17 protein-coding genes are annotated in these 18,347 nt (G+C 71.7%); 6 read left to right on the forward strand and 11 right to left on the reverse strand.

Annotated elements, in window-relative coordinates; genetic code table 11:
• Positions 1-53 precede the first annotated feature (53 nt).
• Together ACZ4XX_RS19515 and ACZ4XX_RS19520 are read right to left on the reverse strand one after the other, a co-directional pair.
• Positions 54-269: a hypothetical protein gene (locus tag ACZ4XX_RS19515; protein ID WP_015033506.1), complete on the reverse strand. Its 216-nt coding sequence runs from the start codon at positions 267-269 to the stop codon at positions 54-56.
• Positions 266-487 (reverse strand): hypothetical protein, encoded by a 222-nt coding sequence (locus ACZ4XX_RS19520; RefSeq protein ID WP_468509098.1) that lies wholly within the window; start codon positions 485-487, stop codon positions 266-268. The genes ACZ4XX_RS19515 and ACZ4XX_RS19520 overlap by 4 nt, the downstream gene beginning before the upstream one ends.
• Before the next feature lie 296 nt (positions 488-783).
• On the opposite strand from ACZ4XX_RS19520, the gene ACZ4XX_RS19525 reads away from it, so the two are divergent.
• The 4 genes from ACZ4XX_RS19525 (at position 784) to ACZ4XX_RS19540 (ending at position 6,816) form a co-directional block, all read left to right on the forward strand.
• Positions 784-1,962 carry a hypothetical protein gene (locus ACZ4XX_RS19525; RefSeq protein ID WP_468509099.1) on the forward strand — a complete coding sequence of 393 codons (1,179 nt, stop codon included), beginning with the start codon at positions 784-786 and terminating at the stop codon, positions 1,960-1,962.
• Between the two features lie 149 nt (positions 1,963-2,111).
• Entirely contained in the window at positions 2,112-3,482 is a 1,371-nt protein-coding gene (locus ACZ4XX_RS19530; RefSeq protein ID WP_468509100.1) for an FAD-dependent oxidoreductase, read from the forward strand.
• 63 nt (positions 3,483-3,545) lie between these two features.
• Positions 3,546-5,357, forward strand: a complete 1,812-nt coding sequence (locus ACZ4XX_RS19535) for a LuxR C-terminal-related transcriptional regulator (RefSeq protein ID WP_468509101.1) — start codon at positions 3,546-3,548, stop codon at positions 5,355-5,357.
• A 79-nt stretch (positions 5,358-5,436) separates the two neighbouring features.
• On the forward strand, positions 5,437-6,816 hold the full coding sequence (locus ACZ4XX_RS19540; protein ID WP_468509102.1) for an FAD-binding oxidoreductase: 1,380 nt from the start codon (positions 5,437-5,439) through the stop codon (positions 6,814-6,816).
• A 41-nt stretch (positions 6,817-6,857) separates the two neighbouring features.
• Here ACZ4XX_RS19540 and ACZ4XX_RS19545 read toward each other — a convergent pair whose 3' ends face one another.
• Positions 6,858-7,550 (reverse strand): TerB family tellurite resistance protein, encoded by a 693-nt coding sequence (locus ACZ4XX_RS19545; RefSeq protein WP_468509103.1) that lies wholly within the window; start codon positions 7,548-7,550, stop codon positions 6,858-6,860.
• Between the two features lie 340 nt (positions 7,551-7,890).
• Positions 7,891-9,663, reverse strand: coding sequence for a 2-isopropylmalate synthase (gene leuA, locus ACZ4XX_RS19550; RefSeq protein WP_468509104.1), 1,773 nt, complete (start codon positions 9,661-9,663; stop codon positions 7,891-7,893).
• A 294-nt stretch (positions 9,664-9,957) separates the two neighbouring features.
• On the opposite strand from leuA, the gene ACZ4XX_RS19555 reads away from it, so the two are divergent.
• On the forward strand, positions 9,958-11,010 hold the full coding sequence (locus ACZ4XX_RS19555) for a M4 family metallopeptidase (protein ID WP_468509105.1): 1,053 nt from the start codon (positions 9,958-9,960) through the stop codon (positions 11,008-11,010).
• 21 nt (positions 11,011-11,031) lie between these two features.
• Complete coding sequence (locus ACZ4XX_RS19560; protein ID WP_405872900.1) at positions 11,032-11,283, forward strand: protealysin inhibitor emfourin; 252 nt, start codon at positions 11,032-11,034, stop codon at positions 11,281-11,283.
• A 3-nt stretch (positions 11,284-11,286) separates the two neighbouring features.
• Here ACZ4XX_RS19560 and ACZ4XX_RS19565 read toward each other — a convergent pair whose 3' ends face one another.
• The 7 genes from ACZ4XX_RS19565 to ACZ4XX_RS19595 form a co-directional block, all read right to left on the reverse strand.
• Positions 11,287-12,687, reverse strand: coding sequence for a TerD family protein (locus ACZ4XX_RS19565; protein WP_468509106.1), 1,401 nt, complete (start codon positions 12,685-12,687; stop codon positions 11,287-11,289).
• A gap of 39 nt (positions 12,688-12,726) precedes the next feature.
• Positions 12,727-13,677, reverse strand: coding sequence for a GTPase Era (era, locus tag ACZ4XX_RS19570; protein ID WP_374115426.1), 951 nt, complete (start codon positions 13,675-13,677; stop codon positions 12,727-12,729).
• Positions 13,678-13,698: 21 nt separating this feature from the next.
• The gene (locus tag ACZ4XX_RS19575) at positions 13,699-14,667 is read right to left on the reverse strand and encodes a DUF916 domain-containing protein (RefSeq protein WP_468509107.1); all 969 of its coding nucleotides are present in this window, start codon (positions 14,665-14,667) and stop codon (positions 13,699-13,701) included.
• A 62-nt stretch (positions 14,668-14,729) separates the two neighbouring features.
• Complete coding sequence (locus ACZ4XX_RS19580; protein WP_468509108.1) at positions 14,730-16,061, reverse strand: beta-xylosidase; 1,332 nt, start codon at positions 16,059-16,061, stop codon at positions 14,730-14,732.
• A gap of 216 nt (positions 16,062-16,277) precedes the next feature.
• Positions 16,278-16,754, reverse strand: coding sequence for a hypothetical protein (locus ACZ4XX_RS19585; protein WP_055598771.1), 477 nt, complete (start codon positions 16,752-16,754; stop codon positions 16,278-16,280).
• A gap of 240 nt (positions 16,755-16,994) precedes the next feature.
• Complete coding sequence (locus tag ACZ4XX_RS19590; protein WP_187624571.1) at positions 16,995-17,357, reverse strand: cytidine/deoxycytidylate deaminase family protein; 363 nt, start codon at positions 17,355-17,357, stop codon at positions 16,995-16,997.
• A gap of 74 nt (positions 17,358-17,431) precedes the next feature.
• Positions 17,432-18,253, reverse strand: coding sequence for a helix-turn-helix transcriptional regulator (locus ACZ4XX_RS19595; protein ID WP_468509135.1), 822 nt, complete (start codon positions 18,251-18,253; stop codon positions 17,432-17,434).
• Positions 18,254-18,347: the final 94 nt, after the last annotated feature.

Genomic DNA, 18,347 nt, shown 5'->3' on the forward strand with positions numbered 1-18,347 from the left:
CCGGCCGGAGGTCCCCTCCCGGCCGGGCGTTCCGCGTTCCACGTCGTACGGAGTCAGGGCACCTCGCCACGGCTCCGCGCGTTCACGTGCGCCGTGGCCGCGCTCAGCCGCTCGGCCGAGGTGGCCTCCCGTACCCCGTCGGGCTCCACGTCCCATTCCCGTCCGCCACCGAGCGGCCGGATCTGGACGTAGGGCCCTTCGTGCCCCATGACCCTCCCGACCCGCCCGGTGCGGATCTCGACGACGTACGACCCGATGGGCAGTGTCATGACCGGTTCTCCTCCCCCGGCGGGACGGCGGCGGCGAGAAGCCGAGCCGTTTCCACCGTGCAGCATCCCAATTCGACGAGCGGCCTCGGAGGATCGGCGGCGAGGGTGACGACGTCGAGCCCGAGCGGGGGAAGCCGGATTCCGTCCCTCGCGAGCGCCTCGCGCAATTCCGTCACTGCCTCTTGAGCGATGTCGATGGCCCCCGCGGTCGTCTTCATGATGTCTTCCTCACCAACGTATGCCTTTCTGAATCCATTTCCTGCTTCGCCTCACCAGGCTGGGGGCGGATCCGTAGAATCGACAGATGCGCAGGTCGTACAACTGCGGTGCAGGGTTGGGGAGTTAATCCATGGCCAGAGGCAAGCGGCAGGATGCGTGGGAGTTCTTCGGTGATCTGCTGAAGGAGCGCCGGGAGGCGACAGGCCTCACGCAGGGCGAACCGGGCAGACGCGTGTTCGCATCCGGGTGACACATCGGCCTGTTCGAGCAGGGAATTCGAAAGCCGAAGCTGGATGTGGCGATACGAATCGACGAGATCCTACAAACCGGCGGTATTTTCGAACGCACGTGGCGCAAGCTCATCGACACGTCGCCGTACGTGTCCCATTTCCAGGCCGCAGCCGACCTGGAGGACATCGCGGCGAAGTTCTGCGAGGCCGCGACGTTCGACCACGCCGCCGCGCCGGCCCGGGGGCGGCGGGCACTGGTGACCGTCCTGGCTCGCCCGGTCGGCGGACACGCGTGCATGACCGGCTCACTCACGCTCATGGAGTTCGCCGACCAGCCGCCAACCGCCTCTACGGAGACGGGGTTTGCACGGGGGGTGGACGAGGGGTTCAACCGCCCACGCCCGGCCCCTACGATCTCCGCCATGTCGATCATCGCGTCCATACCCGTCCTCAAGAACCGCAGCGGCACCCGGCTGAGCGTCAGGCCCGATGGACTGCTTCTGCGGAGCCGTCACGAGTCGCTCACGATCCCCGGCGAGGCCGTGGCCCGCGTGCGCGCCGAGGGCGGGTCCGTCGCCGTCGAGCTGCGAGCCCTCCCCGGGACCGCGCCGGTGGTCCATGGGATCGAGGGCGTGGACCAGGCCGCCGCCGTCGCCTTCGCCGACGGTGTGAACTCGCTGCTGATCGAGCCGGACGAGGAGGTCGACGGCACCGCTTCGCTCGTTCTCCATACCCTCAGGACGCGCCGGAGCCGGAGGGCCGTGCGCCGGTCGCTGTGGCACGCGCTCGGCTGGCTCGGGGCGATCATCGCCCTGTCCGTGATCTGCGGGATGGCGGGAGGCGCCGTCTACCCGGTCTTCATCGTCCTGATCGGGAGCATCACGGGTCTGTTCGTCGTGGTCGGCGCGCACGAGCTGGGGTCGTGGGCCCATAGGCGGCGGGTGCGCAAGCACGGTGTCAGGGAATTCGCCTCCCCGTCCAACAGGCCGGGGGCGTACATCTACACCGACGGGGCCGGGATGCACCGCACCGTGTCCCACCACGGGTCCACCGGGTACGTCGAGGTCGCCTACGACCCGGCGGACCCGGCGGACGTCTTCACCATGACGCCGGGACCCATGGAGCTCTTCGCCATCTGGGTGGGGGCCTCCGCCTTCGTCTGCGGGCTCGGCGGTGCGGTGGGGTTGATCCTCATCACGATCGACGCCCTCACCGGGAGCACCCTCGCCGGGAGCGGGTCCTAGCCACCCCTATAGCTCGCCCTATAGAACCCATAAGTTCGCCTTATGAGTCCATAGACCGGGGGCGGGTACCACTCCGCGACATGCATTATTTAGGGTGACCTAAGTGTCGGCGGCTTCGCCGCCACGTCGCTTGCGAAGGGAACCCAGTCATGCCCCGCCCCCTCCGGGTCGCGATCGTCGGCGCCGGCCCCGCCGGAATCTACGCCGCCGATGCGCTGCTGAAGTCCGAGGCCGCCGCCGAGCCGGGTGTGTCCATCGACCTCTTCGAGCGGATGCCCGCCCCCTTCGGCCTCATCCGCTACGGCGTCGCCCCCGACCACCCGCGCATCAAGGGCATCGTCAACGCCCTCCACCAGGTCCTCGACAAGCCGCAGGTCCGCCTGTTCGGCAACATCGACTACGGCACCGACATACACCTCGACGACCTGCGCGCCTTCTACGACGCGGTGATCTTCTCGACCGGTGCCATGGCCGACCGCCCGCTCAGCATCCCGGGCGTCGAGCTGGACGGCTCGTACGGCGCCGCCGACTTCGCCTCCTGGTACGACGGCCACCCGGACGTCCCGCGCACCTGGCCGCTCGAAGCGGAGAAGGTCGCCGTCCTCGGCGTCGGCAACGTGGCCCTCGACATCGCGCGCATCCTCGCCAAGACCGGCGACGAGCTGCTGCCGACCGAGATCCCGGCGAACGTCTACGACGGTCTCAAGGCCAACAAGGCCGTCGAGATCCACGTCTTCGGGCGCCGCGGCCCGGCCCAGGCCAAGTTCAGCCCCATGGAGCTGCGCGAGCTGGACCACTCCCCCACCATCGAGGTCATCGTCAACCCCGAGGACATCGACTACGACGACGGCTCGATCGCCGAGCGGCGCAAGAACAAGCAGACCGACATGGTCGCCAAGACCCTGGAGAACTGGGCGATCCGCGACGTCGGCGACCGCCCGCACAAGCTCTTCCTGCACTTCTTCGAGTCGCCCGTCGAGATCCTCGGCGAGGACGGCCAGGTCGTCGGCCTGCGCACCGAGCGCACCGAGCTGGACGGCACGGGCAACGTGAAGGGCACCGGCCGGACCACCGACTGGGACGTCCAGGCCGTCTACCGCGCCGTCGGCTACCTCTCCGACGAGCTGCCCAAGCTCCCCTGGGACGCCGTCAGCGGCACCGTCCCGGACGAGGGCGGCCGGGTCGTCGAGGAGACCGGCGAGCACATGGCGTCCACGTACTGCACCGGCTGGATCCGCCGCGGCCCCGTCGGCCTCATCGGCCACACCAAGGGCGACGCCAACGAGACCGTGGCGAACCTCCTGGACGACTTCGCGAACGGCCGGCTGCTCACCCCCGACACCCCGGAGGCGGACGCCGTCGTGTCCTTCCTGGAGGGCAAGGGCCTCACGTACACCACGTGGGAGGGCTGGTACGCCCTGGACGCCGCCGAGAAGGCGCTCGGCGAGCCGCAGGGCCGCGAGCGCATCAAGATCGTCGAGCGCGAGGACATGCTGCGCGCGAGCGGCGCGATCAAGTAGGACTTCGCAGGCTCCCGCCCCTTCCCCGTCCTACCCTGAAAGGACCGGGAAGGGGCGAGAGCCATGTCCGTACCCACCACGACCGACCAGGTCGAGCGCGCCAGGGACGCCGCCGCCCGTGAGTCCTGGGCCGAGGCGTACGAGCTGCTCCACGCCCACGACCGGCATCCCTCGCGCGGCCTGACCGCCGACGACCTCTCCGTCCTCGCCGACGCCGCCTGGTGGTCCGGGCACGTCGACGAGTCCGTGACCGCCCGGCTCCGGGCGCACGCCGCCTATCTCGCGGCGGACGACCACCGGGGCGCCGGGCTCGCCTCCTGGTGGCTGTACTACGAGTACGCCGGCCTGGGGCGGCCCGCGGCGGCCGCCGGCTGGCTCCACCGGGCCCGGCACCACCTGGAGGACCTGCCCGACTGCCCGGAGCAGTGCTTCCTGGCGATGACGGCCGCCGAGGAGGCCTCGGCGCACGGCGACCACGAGACCGCCCTCGCCGCGACCCGCCGCATGACCGCCCTGGCCCTCGCCTGCGGCAGCCCCGACCTCCTCGCCCTCAGCCGCCAGGCCGAGTCCCGGGTGCTCCTGGCGGCCGGCCGCAGGGCCGAGGGCCTCGCCCTCCTCGACGACGCGATGTGCGCGGTGTCGGCGGGCGAGCTGAGCGGCATGGTCACGGGCTGGCTGTACTGCCTCGCCCTGACCCAGTGCATGGAGGCCGCCGACTTCGCGCGGGCGGTGGAGTGGACGAACGCGGCGATGGAGTGGTGCGCACCGCCGTGGACGGGCCGCCCGCCGGACAGGAACGCGGAAGGGAACGCGGAAGGGAACGCGGACACGGACACGGACACGGCGACCCCTGACACGACGGTCCCGAACATGGCGGACGCTCCTGCGGTCGCGGCCCCGCTCCCCATGACCGTCCCTTCCGGCGAGAACCCCTTCCGGGGCGTCTGCCGGGCCCACCGGGTCGAGGTCCTCGACCTCCTCGGGGCCTGGGCGCTCGCCGAGGCCGAGGCCCGGCAGGCCTGCCGGGAGGTGCCGGTGGACTGTCTGGAGTCCGCCGCCGCCGCGTACTACGCCGCCGGGGACGTCCAGCGGCGCCAGGGCCGGCTCGAAGCGGCCGCCGTCTCGTACGGGCACGCCCACGAGCTGGGCAGGATCCCGCAGCCGGGGCTCGCGCTGCTCCGCCTCGCGCAGGGCCGGGCCGACGCGGCCGTGGCGGGCGTCGACCTGGCGCTCGCCTGCCGGAGCGACCCCGACCACGACGTCCTGGGCCGGGCCCGTCTGCTCGCCGCCCGTACGGAGGTGGCGCTCGCCGTCCGTGACCTGCCCGGGGCAGCGGGGGCGGCGGCTGACCTCGACGCCCTCGCGGGCGCCGCCGACGGGGACGTACCCCTCCTGCGTGCCCTGGCCGACACGGCCCTCGGCTCGGTGGCCCTCGCCGAGAGACGCCCCGGGGCGCTGCTCCCGCTGCGCCGGGCGCTCGCCGGATGGCTGGAGTTGCGGGTGCCGTACGAGGCCGCGCAGGTACGGATGCTGCTCGCGGCCGCCTGCCGGGCGGCGGGCGACGAGGAGGCGGCCCGTCTGGAGCTCGGCACCGCGCGTGCCGTCTTCGAACGGCTCGGGGCCGTGCCGGACGCCCGGCGCGCGGCCGCGCTGGTCGGCGGAGGGTCGCGGCGGCGTCTCCCGGGCGGACTCACCGCGCGGGAGGCCGAGGTGCTGCGGCTGGTCGCCTCGGGCGGCACGAACAAGGACATCGCCCGTGCGCTGGTGATCAGCGAGCACACCGTCGCCCGGCATCTGAACAACATCTTCGCCAAGCTGGGCGTCGGCTCCCGCGCCTCCGCGACGGCCTACGCCTACGCGCACGACCTGGTCTGAACGGCCCATACGGACCGGTGGCGGCGTATGGGCGGTTCGGGCGATGCGCGCCCGGAGCCCACCGGGCTACACCGGAGACATGAACACCACGACCTACCCCCAGACCACCGCCGACACGCTCCGCGGTGCCGTGCGCGGCACCGTCGTGACCCGCGGCGACCCGTCGTACGACGAGGCCCGCCGGGTCTACAACGCCCTGCACGACCGCCGCCCGGCCGTCGTCGTCCACGCCGTGGACGCCGGCGACGTGATCGCGGCGGTGCTCCACGCCCGGGAGCACGGGCTCCCGCTGGCCGTGCGCGGCGGCTCCCACTCGGTCGCCGGCTTCGGCACCGTGGACGACGGCCTCGTCGTCGACCTGTCCCGGATGCGGGGCGTCCGGGTCGACCCCGAGGCCCGTACGGCACGGGCCGAGGGCGGCGCCACCTGGGGCGACTTCGACCACGCCACCCACGCCTTCGGGCTCGCGACCACCGGCGGGGTGATCTCCACGACCGGCATCGGCGGCCTCACGCTCGGCGGCGGCATGGGTCACCTGGCCCGCCGCTACGGCCTGAGCTGCGACAACCTGGTCGCGGCGGACGTGGTGACCGCCGAGGGCACCCTGGTGTCCTGCGACGCCGAGCGGAACGCGGACCTGTTCTGGGCGCTGCGCGGCGGCGGCGGCAACTTCGGTGTCGCCGTCTCCCTCGCGTACCGGCTGCACCCGGTCGCGGACGTCTTCGGCGGGCTGAGCTGCTATCCCCTGGACGGGGACGTGGCGCGTGCCTGGCGCGAGCTGATAGCGGACTCCCCGGAGGAGCTGAACTCGATCCTGGTCCTCGCGCTGGGCCCGGAGGAACCGTTCCTCCCCGAGCGCTGGCACGGCCGCCCGATCTGCGCCGCCTTCACCTGCTTCAGCGGCCCGGAGGCGGAGGACGAGAAGGTCCTCGCCCGCCTGGACGGGCTCGGCCCGGTCATCGGCCGGTTCATGGAGCGGATGCCGTACCCGGTGATCAACACCCTCTTCGACGAGCAGCTGCCGGCCGGGCTCCACCACTACTGGAAGGGCAACTTCAGCCGCGAGCTGTCGGACGGGGCGATCGCGGCCCACATGGAGTACGGCGCGACGATGCCGTCCCTCGAATCGGACACGGCGATCTTCCCGATCGACGGCGCCTGCCACCGGGTGGGCCCGGAGGAGACCGCGTTCGCGTACCGGGACGCCGCCTTCTCGCACTCCTTCGGCGGCACGTGGACCGACCCGGCGGACTCGGCGGACAACATCGCCTGGACCCGCGCCTACGACACGGCCCTGCGCCCGCACACCCAGGAGGGCGGCTACGTCAACTTCATGGACACCGACGACCAGGACCGCGTACGGGTGAACTACCGCCAGAACTACGACCGGCTGAGGACGGTCAAGCGCCGGTACGACCCCGACAACGTGTTCCGGCTGAACCAGAACATCGCGCCCTGAGCGGTCCTACGACACCGTCCGGGCCGAGGCGGGCATCGGTCCTACGACACCGTCCGGGCCGAGGCGAGCAGTCGTACGACGTCGTCCGGGGCGAGCGCGAGCGCGTTGCCGACCGTTCCCAGGACCTCCCGCTCGGCCGGGCTGTAGATCCCGTCGGCGAGGGCGATCCCGGCGGCCTGGAGGAGGATCGACTCCCGGCCCGAGGGCGCGAGGTGCGGGGTGAGGGGCTCCAGGGCCTCGTGCAGCTCGATCGCGAGGAGCGCGCCCTCGGGGTTGACCTCGGGCATGAAGCGCCCGGTGTCGGCCTCCAGGGCCTCGACGAGGTCGACGAGCTGGACGGCGGTGCACTCGGCGTAACCGGCGGACCTGACGGCGCTCACGGCCCGGTCGAGGACCGCGCGCGACTCTGTGCCGCCGGCCGCGAGCACGGCGAGGGCGACGGTGTGCACGGCGTCCCGCAGCATCGCGGAGAAACGGCTGGTCGTGGGGTGGTCGAGCACCTCCGTGCCGAAGTGCGTGTGACAGGCGGCGCACTCGACGACGGGTCCCGTACAGCCCCGGGGCAGGACCGGGACCCCCAGGACGGCGAACCTGCGGCGGCCGGTGCGGCGCCGGTAGTTGCGGTCGCCACCGCACTCCTCGCAGAAGAACTCGCCGTCTCCGACCGTGTTCCATGAGGTGCGGATTCCGCAGACGCCCACTTTCCCACCACGTGAATTCCGGGCAGACCGCACACGCACCTCCTCAACGGCCCGGCTGCACTGCCGGCGTTGGCGTGATGTTAGCCACATCCTTGATGTGGCGTCAGCACCCCGTCGGCACTTCACCGCGGAGTTGGCCGAGACACGTCATCCTCCGCGAAGCGCGGCGACGGCGCTTTGTGAAGGCCAGGAAGCCTCCATCGGCCCGGCCTGCCGCCTCCACCGGGCCGATCGCGCTGGATTCGATGGCCGAAGGGGTCGTCGCGAGATCACCCTCCGGGGTGGCGCCGAGCCCGGAAACATGACCGGGTCCGGAAAGCGGGACGGCCCCCGCCCCTCGGAAGGGTGCGGGGGCCGTCTCCTGAGGACCGGGTCAGCGGGCGGAGCGGTTGACCGCCGAGATGACCGCCTTCAGGGAGGCGCGGGTCGTGTTCGCGTCGATGCCGATGCCCCACAGGACCTGACCGTCGATGGCGCACTCGATGTACGAGGCGGCCTGCGCGGAGGCGCCCTCGCTCATCGTGTGCTCCTGGTAGTCCAGCAGGCGGGCGTCCACGCCGATCGCCTGCAGGGCGGCGAAGAAGGCGGAGATCGGGCCGTTGCCGGAGCCGGTCAGGACGGTGTCGGCTCCGTCGACGACCGCCTCGACGGTCAGCGTGTCCGTGCCGTCCGTGTCGGAGGTGGTCTGGCCGGAGCGCAGCTGGATCCGACCCCAGCGAGCCGCGTGGTCGTCCGGGCTGGGCAGGTACTCGTCCTGGAAGACGGCCCAGATCGCGGCCGGAGTGACCTCGCCGCCCTCGGAGTCCGTCTTCTGCTGGATGATCTTCGAGAACTCGATCTGCATCCGGCGGGGCAGGTCCAGCTTGTGGTCGTTCTTCAGGACGTACGCGATGCCGCCCTTGCCGGACTGCGAGTTGACCCGGATGACGGCCTCGTAGGAGCGGCCGACGTCCTTCGGGTCGATCGGCAGGTACGGCACCGCCCACTCGAGGTCGTCGACGGTCTTGCCCTGGGCGGCCGCGTCGGCCTCCATGGCGTCGAAGCCCTTCTTGATGGCGTCCTGGTGGGAGCCGGAGAAGGCGGTGTAGACCAGGTCGCCCGCGTAGGGGTGGCGCGGGTGGACCTCCATCTGGTTGCAGTACTCGGAGGTGCGACGGATCTCGTCGATCTGCGAGAAGTCGATCTGCGGGTCGACGCCCTGACTGAACAGGTTCATGCCCAGGGTCACCAGGTCGACGTTGCCGGTGCGCTCGCCCTGCCCGAACAGGCAGCCCTCGATGCGGTCGGCGCCGGCCATGATCGCCAGCTCGGCGGCGGCCACGGCCGTACCGCGGTCGTTGTGCGGGTGGACCGACACGCAGATGTGCTCGCGGCGGGTCAGGTTCCGGGACATCCACTCGAAGCGGTCCGCGTGCGTGGACGGCGTCGAGCGCTCCACGGTGGCGGGCAGGTTCAGGATGATCTCGCGGCCCGGGCCCGGCTGCCAGACGTCACAGACCGCCTCGCAGACCTCCAGGGCGAAGTCCAGCTCGGTGTCGGTGAAGATCTCGGGGCTGTACTGGTAGCCGAAGACCGTGCGCTCGTCGAGCAGCTTCTCGGCGTACTCCATGACCAGGCGGGTGCCGTCCACGGCGATCTGCTTGATCTGCTCCTTCGAGCCGCGGAAGACGACCCGGCGGAAGGTGGGCGCCGTGGCGTTGTACAGGTGGACGGTGGCGCGCTTCGCGCCGACCAGGGACTCCACGGTCCGCTCGATCAGGTCCTCGCGGGCCTGGGTCAGTACGGAGATGGTGACGTCGTCCGGGATCGCGCCCTCTTCGATGATGGAGCGCACGAAAGCGAAGTCGGTCTCGCCGGAGGACGGGAAGCCGACCTCGATCTCCTTGTAGCCCATGCGTACGAGCAGGTCGAACATCTCGCGCTTGCGGGCCGGGGACATCGGGTCGATCAGGGCCTGGTTGCCGTCGCGCAGATCGGTGGACAGCCAGCGGGGGGCCTTGGTGATCCGCTGCTCGGGCCAGGTGCGGTCGGGGATCCGTACCTGCTCGTACTGGCCGTACTTGTGGATCGGCATCCCGGACGGCTTCTGCAGCTGCGTCGCGTTGGTGATCGGCGTGGGGCGGCTGACGAACGGGGACTGGGTCATGTGCGTTGGGCTCCTCGGGTCCAGCAAGAAGGACGGCCGACTGTCGAACGCAACACCAGGTCCCGCGGGGAGGGGGTCGGCCTACGACTACAGGCCCTCGCCGCGGCAGCTAAGGAGAAGCAGCCCGAAACGCATGATGTGCCGCAGCCTAGCCCAGGGACGTCGGAGACGGACGTCTTGTATCAGTATGCGGGACGGCGTCCGCGTCAAGGCCGAACAGTGACGCATCACTCCATTTCGCCAATCCTCGTCTCAGCCCGTGACAGTGGGCTCACTCAGTGCCACATTGCGAGCATGACTCCCCAGACGCCCGTCTTCTGCTCGATCGTCCCTCCGCACCTCCTTGAGCACCTGGCGCACTCCGCGAACCCGGCCGTCGCCGAGGCCGCGCGCCGCACGCTCGTCGCGGACGCCTCGGCCCGTACGTTCCGGATCCTGCCGCTGCCCGGCACCGCACCCACGCTCGGCCCGGCCGAGGCCGGCAAGCCGCACCGCACGATCTACGACTGCGAGCGCGGCACCGGCCTGCCCGGGGTGAAGGTCCGCGGCGAGGGAGACGCGGCGACCGGGGACGCGACCGTCAACCGGGCGTACGCCGGCCTGGGCGCCACCTTCGACCTCTTCCTCGACGCCTTCGGGCACAACTCCATCGACGGCGCCGGTCTGCCGCTGCTCGCCTCCGTCCACTACGACGAGAAGTACGGCAACGCGTTCTGGAACGGCGAACAGATGGTGTTCGGCGACGGCGACGACGAGATCTTCCTCGACTTCACCCTCCCCGTGGACGTCATCGGCCACGAGCTCGCCCACGGCTTCACCCAGTACTCGGCGAACCTGGAGTACTTCAGCCAGTCCGGCGCCCTCAACGAGTCCGTCTCCGACGTCTTCGGCTCCCTCGTGAAGCAGTACGCGCTCGGCCAGTCCGCCGAAGCCGCCGACTGGCTCATCGGCGAGGGCCTCTTCCACCCGAACGTGGAGGGGTCGGCGCTGCGCTCCATGAAGGCCCCGGGCACGGCGTACGACGACGACATCCTGGGCAAGGACCCGCAGCCCGGCCACATGGACGACTACGTCCGCACCGGCCGCGACAACGGCGGCGTCCACATCAACTCCGGCATCCCCAACCACGCCTTCTACCTGGCGGCGACCGAGCTGGGCGGCAACGCCTGGGAGCGGGCCGGGCAGATCTGGTACGACGTGATGACCGGCGGGACCCTGACCCCCGAGGCCCGGTTCTCCGAGTTCGCGGCGGCCACGGTGGCGGCGGCGCGGGCGCGGTACGGCGACGGGGAGGAGATCCAGGCCGTTCTGAAGGCCTGGTCCGCGGTGGGCGTACCGACCGACTGATCCGGCTGGTACACAGGTCCCATGCGGATTCGAGTGCGGCGCACGGGCGGTTTCGCGGGCATCGAGCGGTCGGCGGAGGTGGTGGTCACGGACGCCGAGTGGGAGTCCCTGGCCGCCACCGTGCTCGCCGACGGTGACGGCGACGTCCGGGGCGTCCCGGACGGCTTCTCCTACGAGATCACGATCGACGGCGTCACCGTCCGCTGCTGCGACCCCCGCCTCTCGGAGGCGCAGAGGACCCTCGTGACGAGGGTCCTCAAGGAAGGCGCGTAGGCCTCAGCGGGAGGCGTGACGCCGCCAGAATCTGTTCTCCTTCGGCGGCCGGACCTTCAGGGACCAGTCCCCGTCGGCGCTGACGAGCTGCACGAGCAGGGGCCCCTCGGGCAGGGGACGCGTCTCCCGGGGGAACCTGCTCGCCTCGTTGGCGAGCAGGTGATCGCGACCGTCCGGCTCGTAGCCGTGCACGTTGAACCACTCGAAGCCGAGCCTCGTACGGAGGCGTGAGGTGAGCTGGCCGGCCGGGCCCGTGTACAGCAGCACGTCGGAGCCCCGTCCCTCGGCCATGCCGTCGAGGACCTCCACGGTGCTCACCGGGCGGACGGCGACCGTCCACGACTCGCCGTAGGCGCTCACGCGCAGGCGCAGCGGGGACTTGCCGTCGTACCGCAGGACCCGACGGGCCCCCTGGTCCTTCATCACCGTGTTCGCGAGCAGGGCGCCCCTTTCGCCCTTCTCGTCGATGCTGTGCACGGCGAAGTAGCCGTCGCCCTTCCGGGTCGATTCGACGACGACGTAACCGGCCGGGATCGGCGCGTCGACGGTGATGTCGGCCTTGCCCTCGCCGCTGCGGACGAACTCCGGGAAGTCCCCGCCGAACAGCTCGGCGTCCGACTGCGGGCCGGTCCGCGGGGGACGCCGTGCGGGGCCCTGCGGCGATGTCCGTACGAGGGCGGCCTCGGCCTCGGCCTCCCGGACCTTGGCGAGGAGCTCCTCGGGGATGGCCTCCGGAGTGGCGCCGACGGAGACGGGCCCGTCGATCGGAGCGGGCCCGTCGATCGGAGCGGGCCCGTCGTCGTGCACGGGCCCGTCGATCGGGTCAGGCTCGTCGTCGTGCACGGGCTCGTCGTCGGGGGCGGGCTCCGGGTCCCTGCCGACGATGCCGAAATCCTCGGCGAGGCCGACGAGGCCGGAGTCCCACCCCTGGCCCACGGCGCGGAACTTCCACGCCCCGTCGCGCCGGTAGAACTCGCCGAGGACGAACGCCGTCTCGGTGCTCGCGTCGTCGACCTCGTACAGCGCGAGCTGCTCGCCGGTGGCGGCGCTGACCGTCCGGACGTGCAGGCCCGGGACCTGGCCGAACGTCCCGTGGTCACTGGAGGCGGTGATCACGATGCGCTGGACGGCGGGCTCGACCCGCTCGGTGTCGATCTCCATCCAGTCGGCGACCCGCCGCTCCCCGTCCCGCACCCGGTCGAGCAGGCGCACCGCGCCGGACGCGTGCACCGGCTGGTTGTAGAAGACCAGGTCGCCGTCGCCCCTGACCCTGCCCGAGGCGTCGAGCAACAGCGCCGAGGCGTCGACCTCCGGCACTCCGTCATCAGCGTCCCGCCGGACGACCGCGATCCGCCACACCTGCTCGGGGACCGGCAGGTTTCCCCCCTTGACGATCTTTGTCATCGCGCCATGCTGGCACGCGGCCGGGGGGATGTCGACGGGCTAGAAACCCAGCTTGCGCAGCTGCTTCGGGTCGCGCTGCCAGTCCTTCGCGACCTTGACGTGGAGGTCGAGGAAGACCGGGGTGCCGAGGAGGGCCTCGATGTGCTTGCGGGACTTCATGCCGACCTCCTTGAGGCGGCTGCCCTTCGGGCCGATGATGATGCCCTTCTGGCTGGGGCGCTCGATGTACACGTTGGCGTGGATGTCGAGCAGCGGCCGGTCCGCCGGGCGGTTCTCGCGCGGGATCATCTCCTCGACGACCACCGCGATGGAGTGCGGCAGCTCGTCCCGTACGCCTTCGAGCGCGGCCTCGCGGATCAGCTCCGCGACCATGACCTGCTCCGGCTCGTCCGTGAGGTCGCCCTCCGGGTAGAGCGGCGGGGACTCGGGGAGCAGCGGGATCAGCAGGTCGGCGACGAGCTGGACCTGCTTGTTGCCGACGGCCGAGACCGGCACGATCTGCGCCCACTCGAAGCCCAGCTCCTTGCCGAGCTGGTCGACGGCGATCAGCTGCTCGGCGAGGGTCTTGGAGTCGACCAGGTCGGTCTTGGTGATGATCGCGACCTTGGGGGTCTTCTTGATCCCGGCGAGTTCCTTGGCGATGAACTTGTCGCCGGGGCCGAGCTTCTGGTCGGCGGGCAGGCAGAAGCCGATCACGTCGACCTCGGCCCAGGTGGTGCGCACGACGTCGTTGAGCCGCTCACCGAGGAGGGTGCGCGGCTTGTGGAGGCCGGGGGTGTCCACCAGGATCAGCTGCGCCTCGGGGCGGTGCACGATGCCCCGGACGGTGTGCCGGGTGGTCTGCGGCCGGTTCGAGGTGATGGCCACCTTCTGACCGACCAGAGCGTTCGTGAGGGTGGACTTGCCCGCGTTGGGGCGGCCGACGAAGCAGGCGAAGCCGGCCCGGTGGACGGCTTCGGTTTCTTGGTTGCGAGCGCTCATGGGGGCCATTGTCCCCGATGAGCGCCCGCCTCACGTACTCACGTGCGCACTCGGCTCCGCGCGGGCCGCCCTGTGCCGCCGGATCCGCAGGCCGAAGAGGCCCGCGGCGCCCCCGACGAGCAGGGTCGCGGCGGCGAGCCAGGGCAGGGCGAGGAAGGAGACCGTACCCGTCTCCCGGACGTCCTTCGCGGTGGCGGTGAGGGTGATGTCGCCCCAGTCGAGCTGCGGGGAGCCGGTCCACCGCTCGGTGAGCCGGATCTTCTGCCGGGGCAGCAGTTCGGACGGCACCGTGGCGAGGTCGCGGTCGAGGAGGGTGCGTCCGAAGAGGCCCTCCGCCTTGAGGGCGACCTTGGGGTTGAGGGTGACGTTGCCCCGGTTGTGCAGCGTGTACGAGACGACCGCGCTGCTCGTGCCGGCGCCGGGGACCAGCGGCCGGTCCTGGTCGACGGTGACGTCCTCGACGCCGAGGGCGGGCACGGTGGGCCCGTTGACCCGCAGGTAGAGGCGGGCGGCCACGGCGCGCTGGACGCCGACGGCGACGGCTCCACTCCCGCCGGGGCTGATCCGCTCGTCGAGGGCGACGAGCGCCCCCGGGTGGTCGCCGGGGTCGGCGTCGGCGGGGACGGTCAGCGTGTACCGGACGGTGACGGCGGAGCCGGGCGGGACGGTGATCCGGGTCCGCTCGGGCGTGATCCAGGCACCGGCGCCGGTCTGCTTCTCCCGCTGGGTGCGGACGGCGAAGCCGCCGTCCCGGTCGGTGTTGTAGGCGTCGGCGCCGTAGAGCCGGAACGTCAGCGGGGCGGCCGTCTTGTTGGCGACGGTGACCTTGTCCGTGAGCGTGGAGCCCGGATCGGCGGTGAGGAAGAAGTAGGGGCGGCTGCCGAGACGGGGGGCGGCGGGATAGACGGCCCACTCGCCGTTCTCGGCGGCCTGGGCGTGCGGGGCGGCGCCCAGCAGGAGGAGCAGGACGCTCAGGAGGAGTACGTACAGCGTGCGCACGAGTCGAAAACCCCCGGGGTGCGGAGCGGGCCGGCCGGGTGCGCGCCCGGCCGGCACGGTGGTCAGGACAGGGTGAGCGTCAGCACGCCCGCGTACGAGCCCGGCGCCGTGAAGGCCGGGACGTCGAGGGAGAGCCCCGCGTCGATCGTGAACTCGCCGCCCGTGAGAGCGCCGTTCGGCGTGGAGGCGAGGGTCGCGCCGCCGCTGCCGACCGGACCGGACGAGCCTGCCGCGCAGGCGCTGGGGCTGCCGGCCTTGGCGGTGCAGGCCGGTGTCCAGCTGAGGTTCCCGGAGCCGATGGAGCCGCCGGTTCCGGTGAAGTCGGTGACCTTGCCGGTGAGGGACCAGCCCGCGGGGCCGCCGCGGAAGTCCTTCACCGTCACCGTCCTGAGGTCGCCGGTCGCCGCGCCGCCCTGACCGAAGTCGACGGACGACAGCTCGACGGCGTCCCCGGCCTGGGTCATGGAGAGCTCACCGGCGGTGACGGCCGCGGTGATGGTCTGGCTGTTCGGCGGAGCCGGTACGACCACCTTGTACGCGGCGGGTCCGGCACCCTTCCCGGGGTCCCAGGCCGCGCCCTCGTAGGCCACGATCCCGGTGGTCGCCACGTCGGCGACCTTCAGGCGCGCGGCGAAGGAGCCCTCGCTGTCGGTCGTGACGGTCATCCTGTCCGCGGTCTCCGCCGCGCCGGCCCGGCCGACGACGGTGACCTCGGTGAGCGGGGTGAACCGGGAGCCGTTGACGGTCACCCGGACGCCCGGGTCGCCGGACGCGGTGTCGAGGGCGAGCGCGCGGGTGTTGGGGCTGGTCACGGGGCTCGCGACGACCGTCTCGGAGACCGGGGCGGGCGGGTTGAGCACCGTACAGGGGGTGTCCAGCTCCATGAGGTAGCTGGTGTGGATGTTGTAGTCGCCGGGTGAGAGGGTGATCGACCCGGCATCGGTGACGGTGAAGGTGCCGGTCATCGAGAAGGCCGGGAAGGAGCCCTTGCCGGGGACCGGCGGGTTCTTCTTGGGGCCGTTGACGGTGACCGCGCCGCTCTGGGCGCCGCCGAGGACGACCTTGCCGCTGGGCGTCATGATGTCGGCCGGCAGCGCGAGGTCGACCGGGTTGGACGCGGCGGGCTTGGTGATCGTGTACGTCACCGTGACGGTCTCGCCGACCTTGGGGCTGGCCTTGTCGACGGTGATCTCGGCGGTGGTGGTGCCCGTGATGGGCGGGATGCCGGCGATCGGCGGCGGGACGCAGCGGGTCTGGAATTCCACCGGCTGGGAGGTGGTGGTCGCGCCGGCCGGGGCCGCGAGCGCGCCTCCTGCGACCGCGAGGGCGGTGGCGCCGAGGACGGCGGTCCAGCGCCGTCTTCGGGCCGCCGCCCGGGATCGGGTGAGTGCCATGGGTGTGCCCCCTCCTGAGGGATGAGTGGGCGCCATTGACGGCTGCGGGCGGAGAGAAGTCAATGCAGACGAAAGACATCGACTGATGACCCATCAGATACTGTCAAGATCCTCGAAGGGGAGGAGTTTCCCCAGGTCAGCGCCGATTCCCGAGGTGCCGGAACACGACGGAGACCGGTGCCGCCCAGGGCGACACCGGTCCGGTGGGTACAGGACTCAGCTGAAGACGAACGGGCCGGGCGACTGCGAGGTCAGCGCGTCACAGTTCACCGTGACCCCGAAGATCACCATCTTGAGGGCGACCCCCGCGAAGTACGAGTTGAGGCTGTCGCCGGAGGCCACGGTCCCGCTGAGGGGGCCGATGGTCACGGGCCCCACGGGGAGCGCCGGGTTCTTCTTGCCGCTGAAGACCCGCGTACCGCCACCGGCCTTGGCCAGCGTCAGCGTGGCGTTGATCTGGTCGGCGCCGACCGGGATCGGGGTCGTCACGGACGAGGTGAGGGTGATGGTGGCGGCGGTGCCGCTCTGCGTCGCGACGAGGGTGGCGCTGCCGCCGCCCCACGAACCGCAGTCGTACGTCGCCGTGGCCGACCCCGGCGAGACGGCGGCGGCCGTCGGCGCGAAGGCGAGCGAGGCGGCGGCGAGCCCTCCGGCGACGACCGCGACGGTCCCTAAGGTGCTTCTGCTTCTCATGGCGAGTTCGAACCCCTTCCGATGGCGAACGCAGGGGTGCGGACACTGCGTGAATGGTGGAGATCTGACGGCCCGTCGGGCGGACCGCTGTTCATTGAGACGCAGACCGCATGGGAAGGCAAGAGAAGATGCGGTGATCCTTCACAAACACACAAAGCACGGGGACCCGGCGCCAACGCCGGGTCCCCTGTCCGGTTCTCGCCGCCACGAGGTGTCTGCCCCGTGCGGCGGCCGCGTCGCTCAGCCCGCCGTGACCGCCACGCGCAGCCGACCGTCCGGACCGGCCAGCAGGACCGGGGTCTCCGGGCCGCCGAGGTCCCGTACCGCCGCGCGGTCCTCGTCCGACGCGGACTCCGCGCTCGACACGACGGCCGCCGCCTCCAGGGACTGGGCGCCGCTCGCCACCGCCATGGCGACCGCGGTCCGCAGGGCGCTCAGCTTGAGCGACTCCAGCTCCACGGTCCCCGCCACGTACGTACGACCGGTCTCGTCCCGTACGGCGGCCCCCTCGGGCACACCGTTGCGGGCGCGGGCGCTGCGCGCCAGCGTGATGATCTTGAGGTCCTCGGCGCCGAGGTCGCCGTGCTCGCTGCTGAGTGTCATGCCCCTGAGCATAGGTCCGCGCCGGAACGCCGCCCGCGACGCCCCCGAAGCACGCGAGGCGACCGGACCGAGCCTCAGCCCGCGACCGGGTACATCGCCCCGCGGCGCCCCTCCGGCGACACGAGCCACTCCAGCTTCTCCGCCGTGCCGGCCTCCGGCAGCGGGGTGTGGAGCACGATCACCAGGTCCGGCCGGGCCGGGACCCTGAGCTGGGTCGCCTCGACGTACAGCGTGCCGACCAGCGGGTGCTCCAGCTCCTTGCGGTTCTGGCCGCCGGGCAGGATGTCCCGCCGCTCCCAGAGGTCCGTGAACTCCGGGCTCAGCTCCTTGACCTCCTCGACGACCTGCCGGAAACCCTCGTCCTCGGGGCTCTCCGAGCACGCCGAACGGAACTGGGCGACCACCCGGGGGGCGATCTCCTCCCACTGGGTCATGCGGGTGCGGTACAGCGGATCGGTGAAGAAGGTGACCAGGCAGTTCTGCGCGACGTCGGGACCCATCCCGAGCACGATCGCCGCAGCGTCGTTGTACAGGACCGTGTTCCAGTACACGTCCATGATGTGCGCGGGAAACGGCATCCACGCGTCGATGAGCCGCCGCAGCCCGTCGCACATGTCCCGGTCCTCGGGGGCCGTCTCCGGCGCCGGCGGGTTCAGCGCCGCCAGGACGTACAGATGGCGCCGCTCCGCCGGGCTCAGCCGCAGCACCCGCGCCACCGAGTCGAGCACCTGCGGCGAGACCGTGATGTCCCGGCCCTGCTCCAGCCACTGGTACCAGGAGACGCCGACGCCGGCGAGGACCGCGACCTCCTCCCGGCGCAGCCCCGGCGTGCGGCGGCGCGCGCCCCCGTCCGGGAGGCCCGCCTCCGCGGGGCTCACCCGTGCCCGACGGCTCATCAGGAACTCGCGCAGTTCGCCGAGTCGGTGCTGCTTCGCCGTGCTGCTCTCGAGAGCGGTGGCCACGTGTGCTTCCTCCCCCTGGATGCCTGGT

Source organism: Streptomyces sp. NPDC029956, assembly GCF_055574655.1.

What these genes read in the sequence shown, in the direction of transcription:
- ACZ4XX_RS19595 (WP_468509135.1), bottom strand. Translation starts at nt 18,253, where the DNA reads ATGAGCCGTCGGGCACGGGTGAGCCCCGCGGAGGCGGGCCTCCCGGAC.
- ACZ4XX_RS19520 (WP_468509098.1), bottom strand. Translation starts at nt 487, where the DNA reads ATGAAGACGACCGCGGGGGCCATCGACATCGCTCAAGAGGCAGTGACG.
- ACZ4XX_RS19580 (WP_468509108.1), bottom strand. Translation starts at nt 16,061, where the DNA reads ATGGCACTCACCCGATCCCGGGCGGCGGCCCGAAGACGGCGCTGGACC.
- era (WP_374115426.1), bottom strand. Translation starts at nt 13,677, where the DNA reads ATGGCCCCCATGAGCGCTCGCAACCAAGAAACCGAAGCCGTCCACCGG.
- ACZ4XX_RS19540 (WP_468509102.1), top strand. Translation starts at nt 5,437, where the DNA reads ATGAACACCACGACCTACCCCCAGACCACCGCCGACACGCTCCGCGGT.
- leuA (WP_468509104.1), bottom strand. Translation starts at nt 9,663, where the DNA reads ATGACCCAGTCCCCGTTCGTCAGCCGCCCCACGCCGATCACCAACGCG.
- ACZ4XX_RS19585 (WP_055598771.1), bottom strand. Translation starts at nt 16,754, where the DNA reads ATGAGAAGCAGAAGCACCTTAGGGACCGTCGCGGTCGTCGCCGGAGGG.
- ACZ4XX_RS19565 (WP_468509106.1), bottom strand. Translation starts at nt 12,687, where the DNA reads ATGACAAAGATCGTCAAGGGGGGAAACCTGCCGGTCCCCGAGCAGGTG.
- ACZ4XX_RS19535 (WP_468509101.1), top strand. Translation starts at nt 3,546, where the DNA reads ATGTCCGTACCCACCACGACCGACCAGGTCGAGCGCGCCAGGGACGCC.
- ACZ4XX_RS19530 (WP_468509100.1), top strand. Translation starts at nt 2,112, where the DNA reads ATGCCCCGCCCCCTCCGGGTCGCGATCGTCGGCGCCGGCCCCGCCGGA.
- ACZ4XX_RS19560 (WP_405872900.1), top strand. Translation starts at nt 11,032, where the DNA reads ATGCGGATTCGAGTGCGGCGCACGGGCGGTTTCGCGGGCATCGAGCGG.
- ACZ4XX_RS19590 (WP_187624571.1), bottom strand. Translation starts at nt 17,357, where the DNA reads ATGACACTCAGCAGCGAGCACGGCGACCTCGGCGCCGAGGACCTCAAG.
- ACZ4XX_RS19555 (WP_468509105.1), top strand. Translation starts at nt 9,958, where the DNA reads ATGACTCCCCAGACGCCCGTCTTCTGCTCGATCGTCCCTCCGCACCTC.
- ACZ4XX_RS19515 (WP_015033506.1), bottom strand. Translation starts at nt 269, where the DNA reads ATGACACTGCCCATCGGGTCGTACGTCGTCGAGATCCGCACCGGGCGG.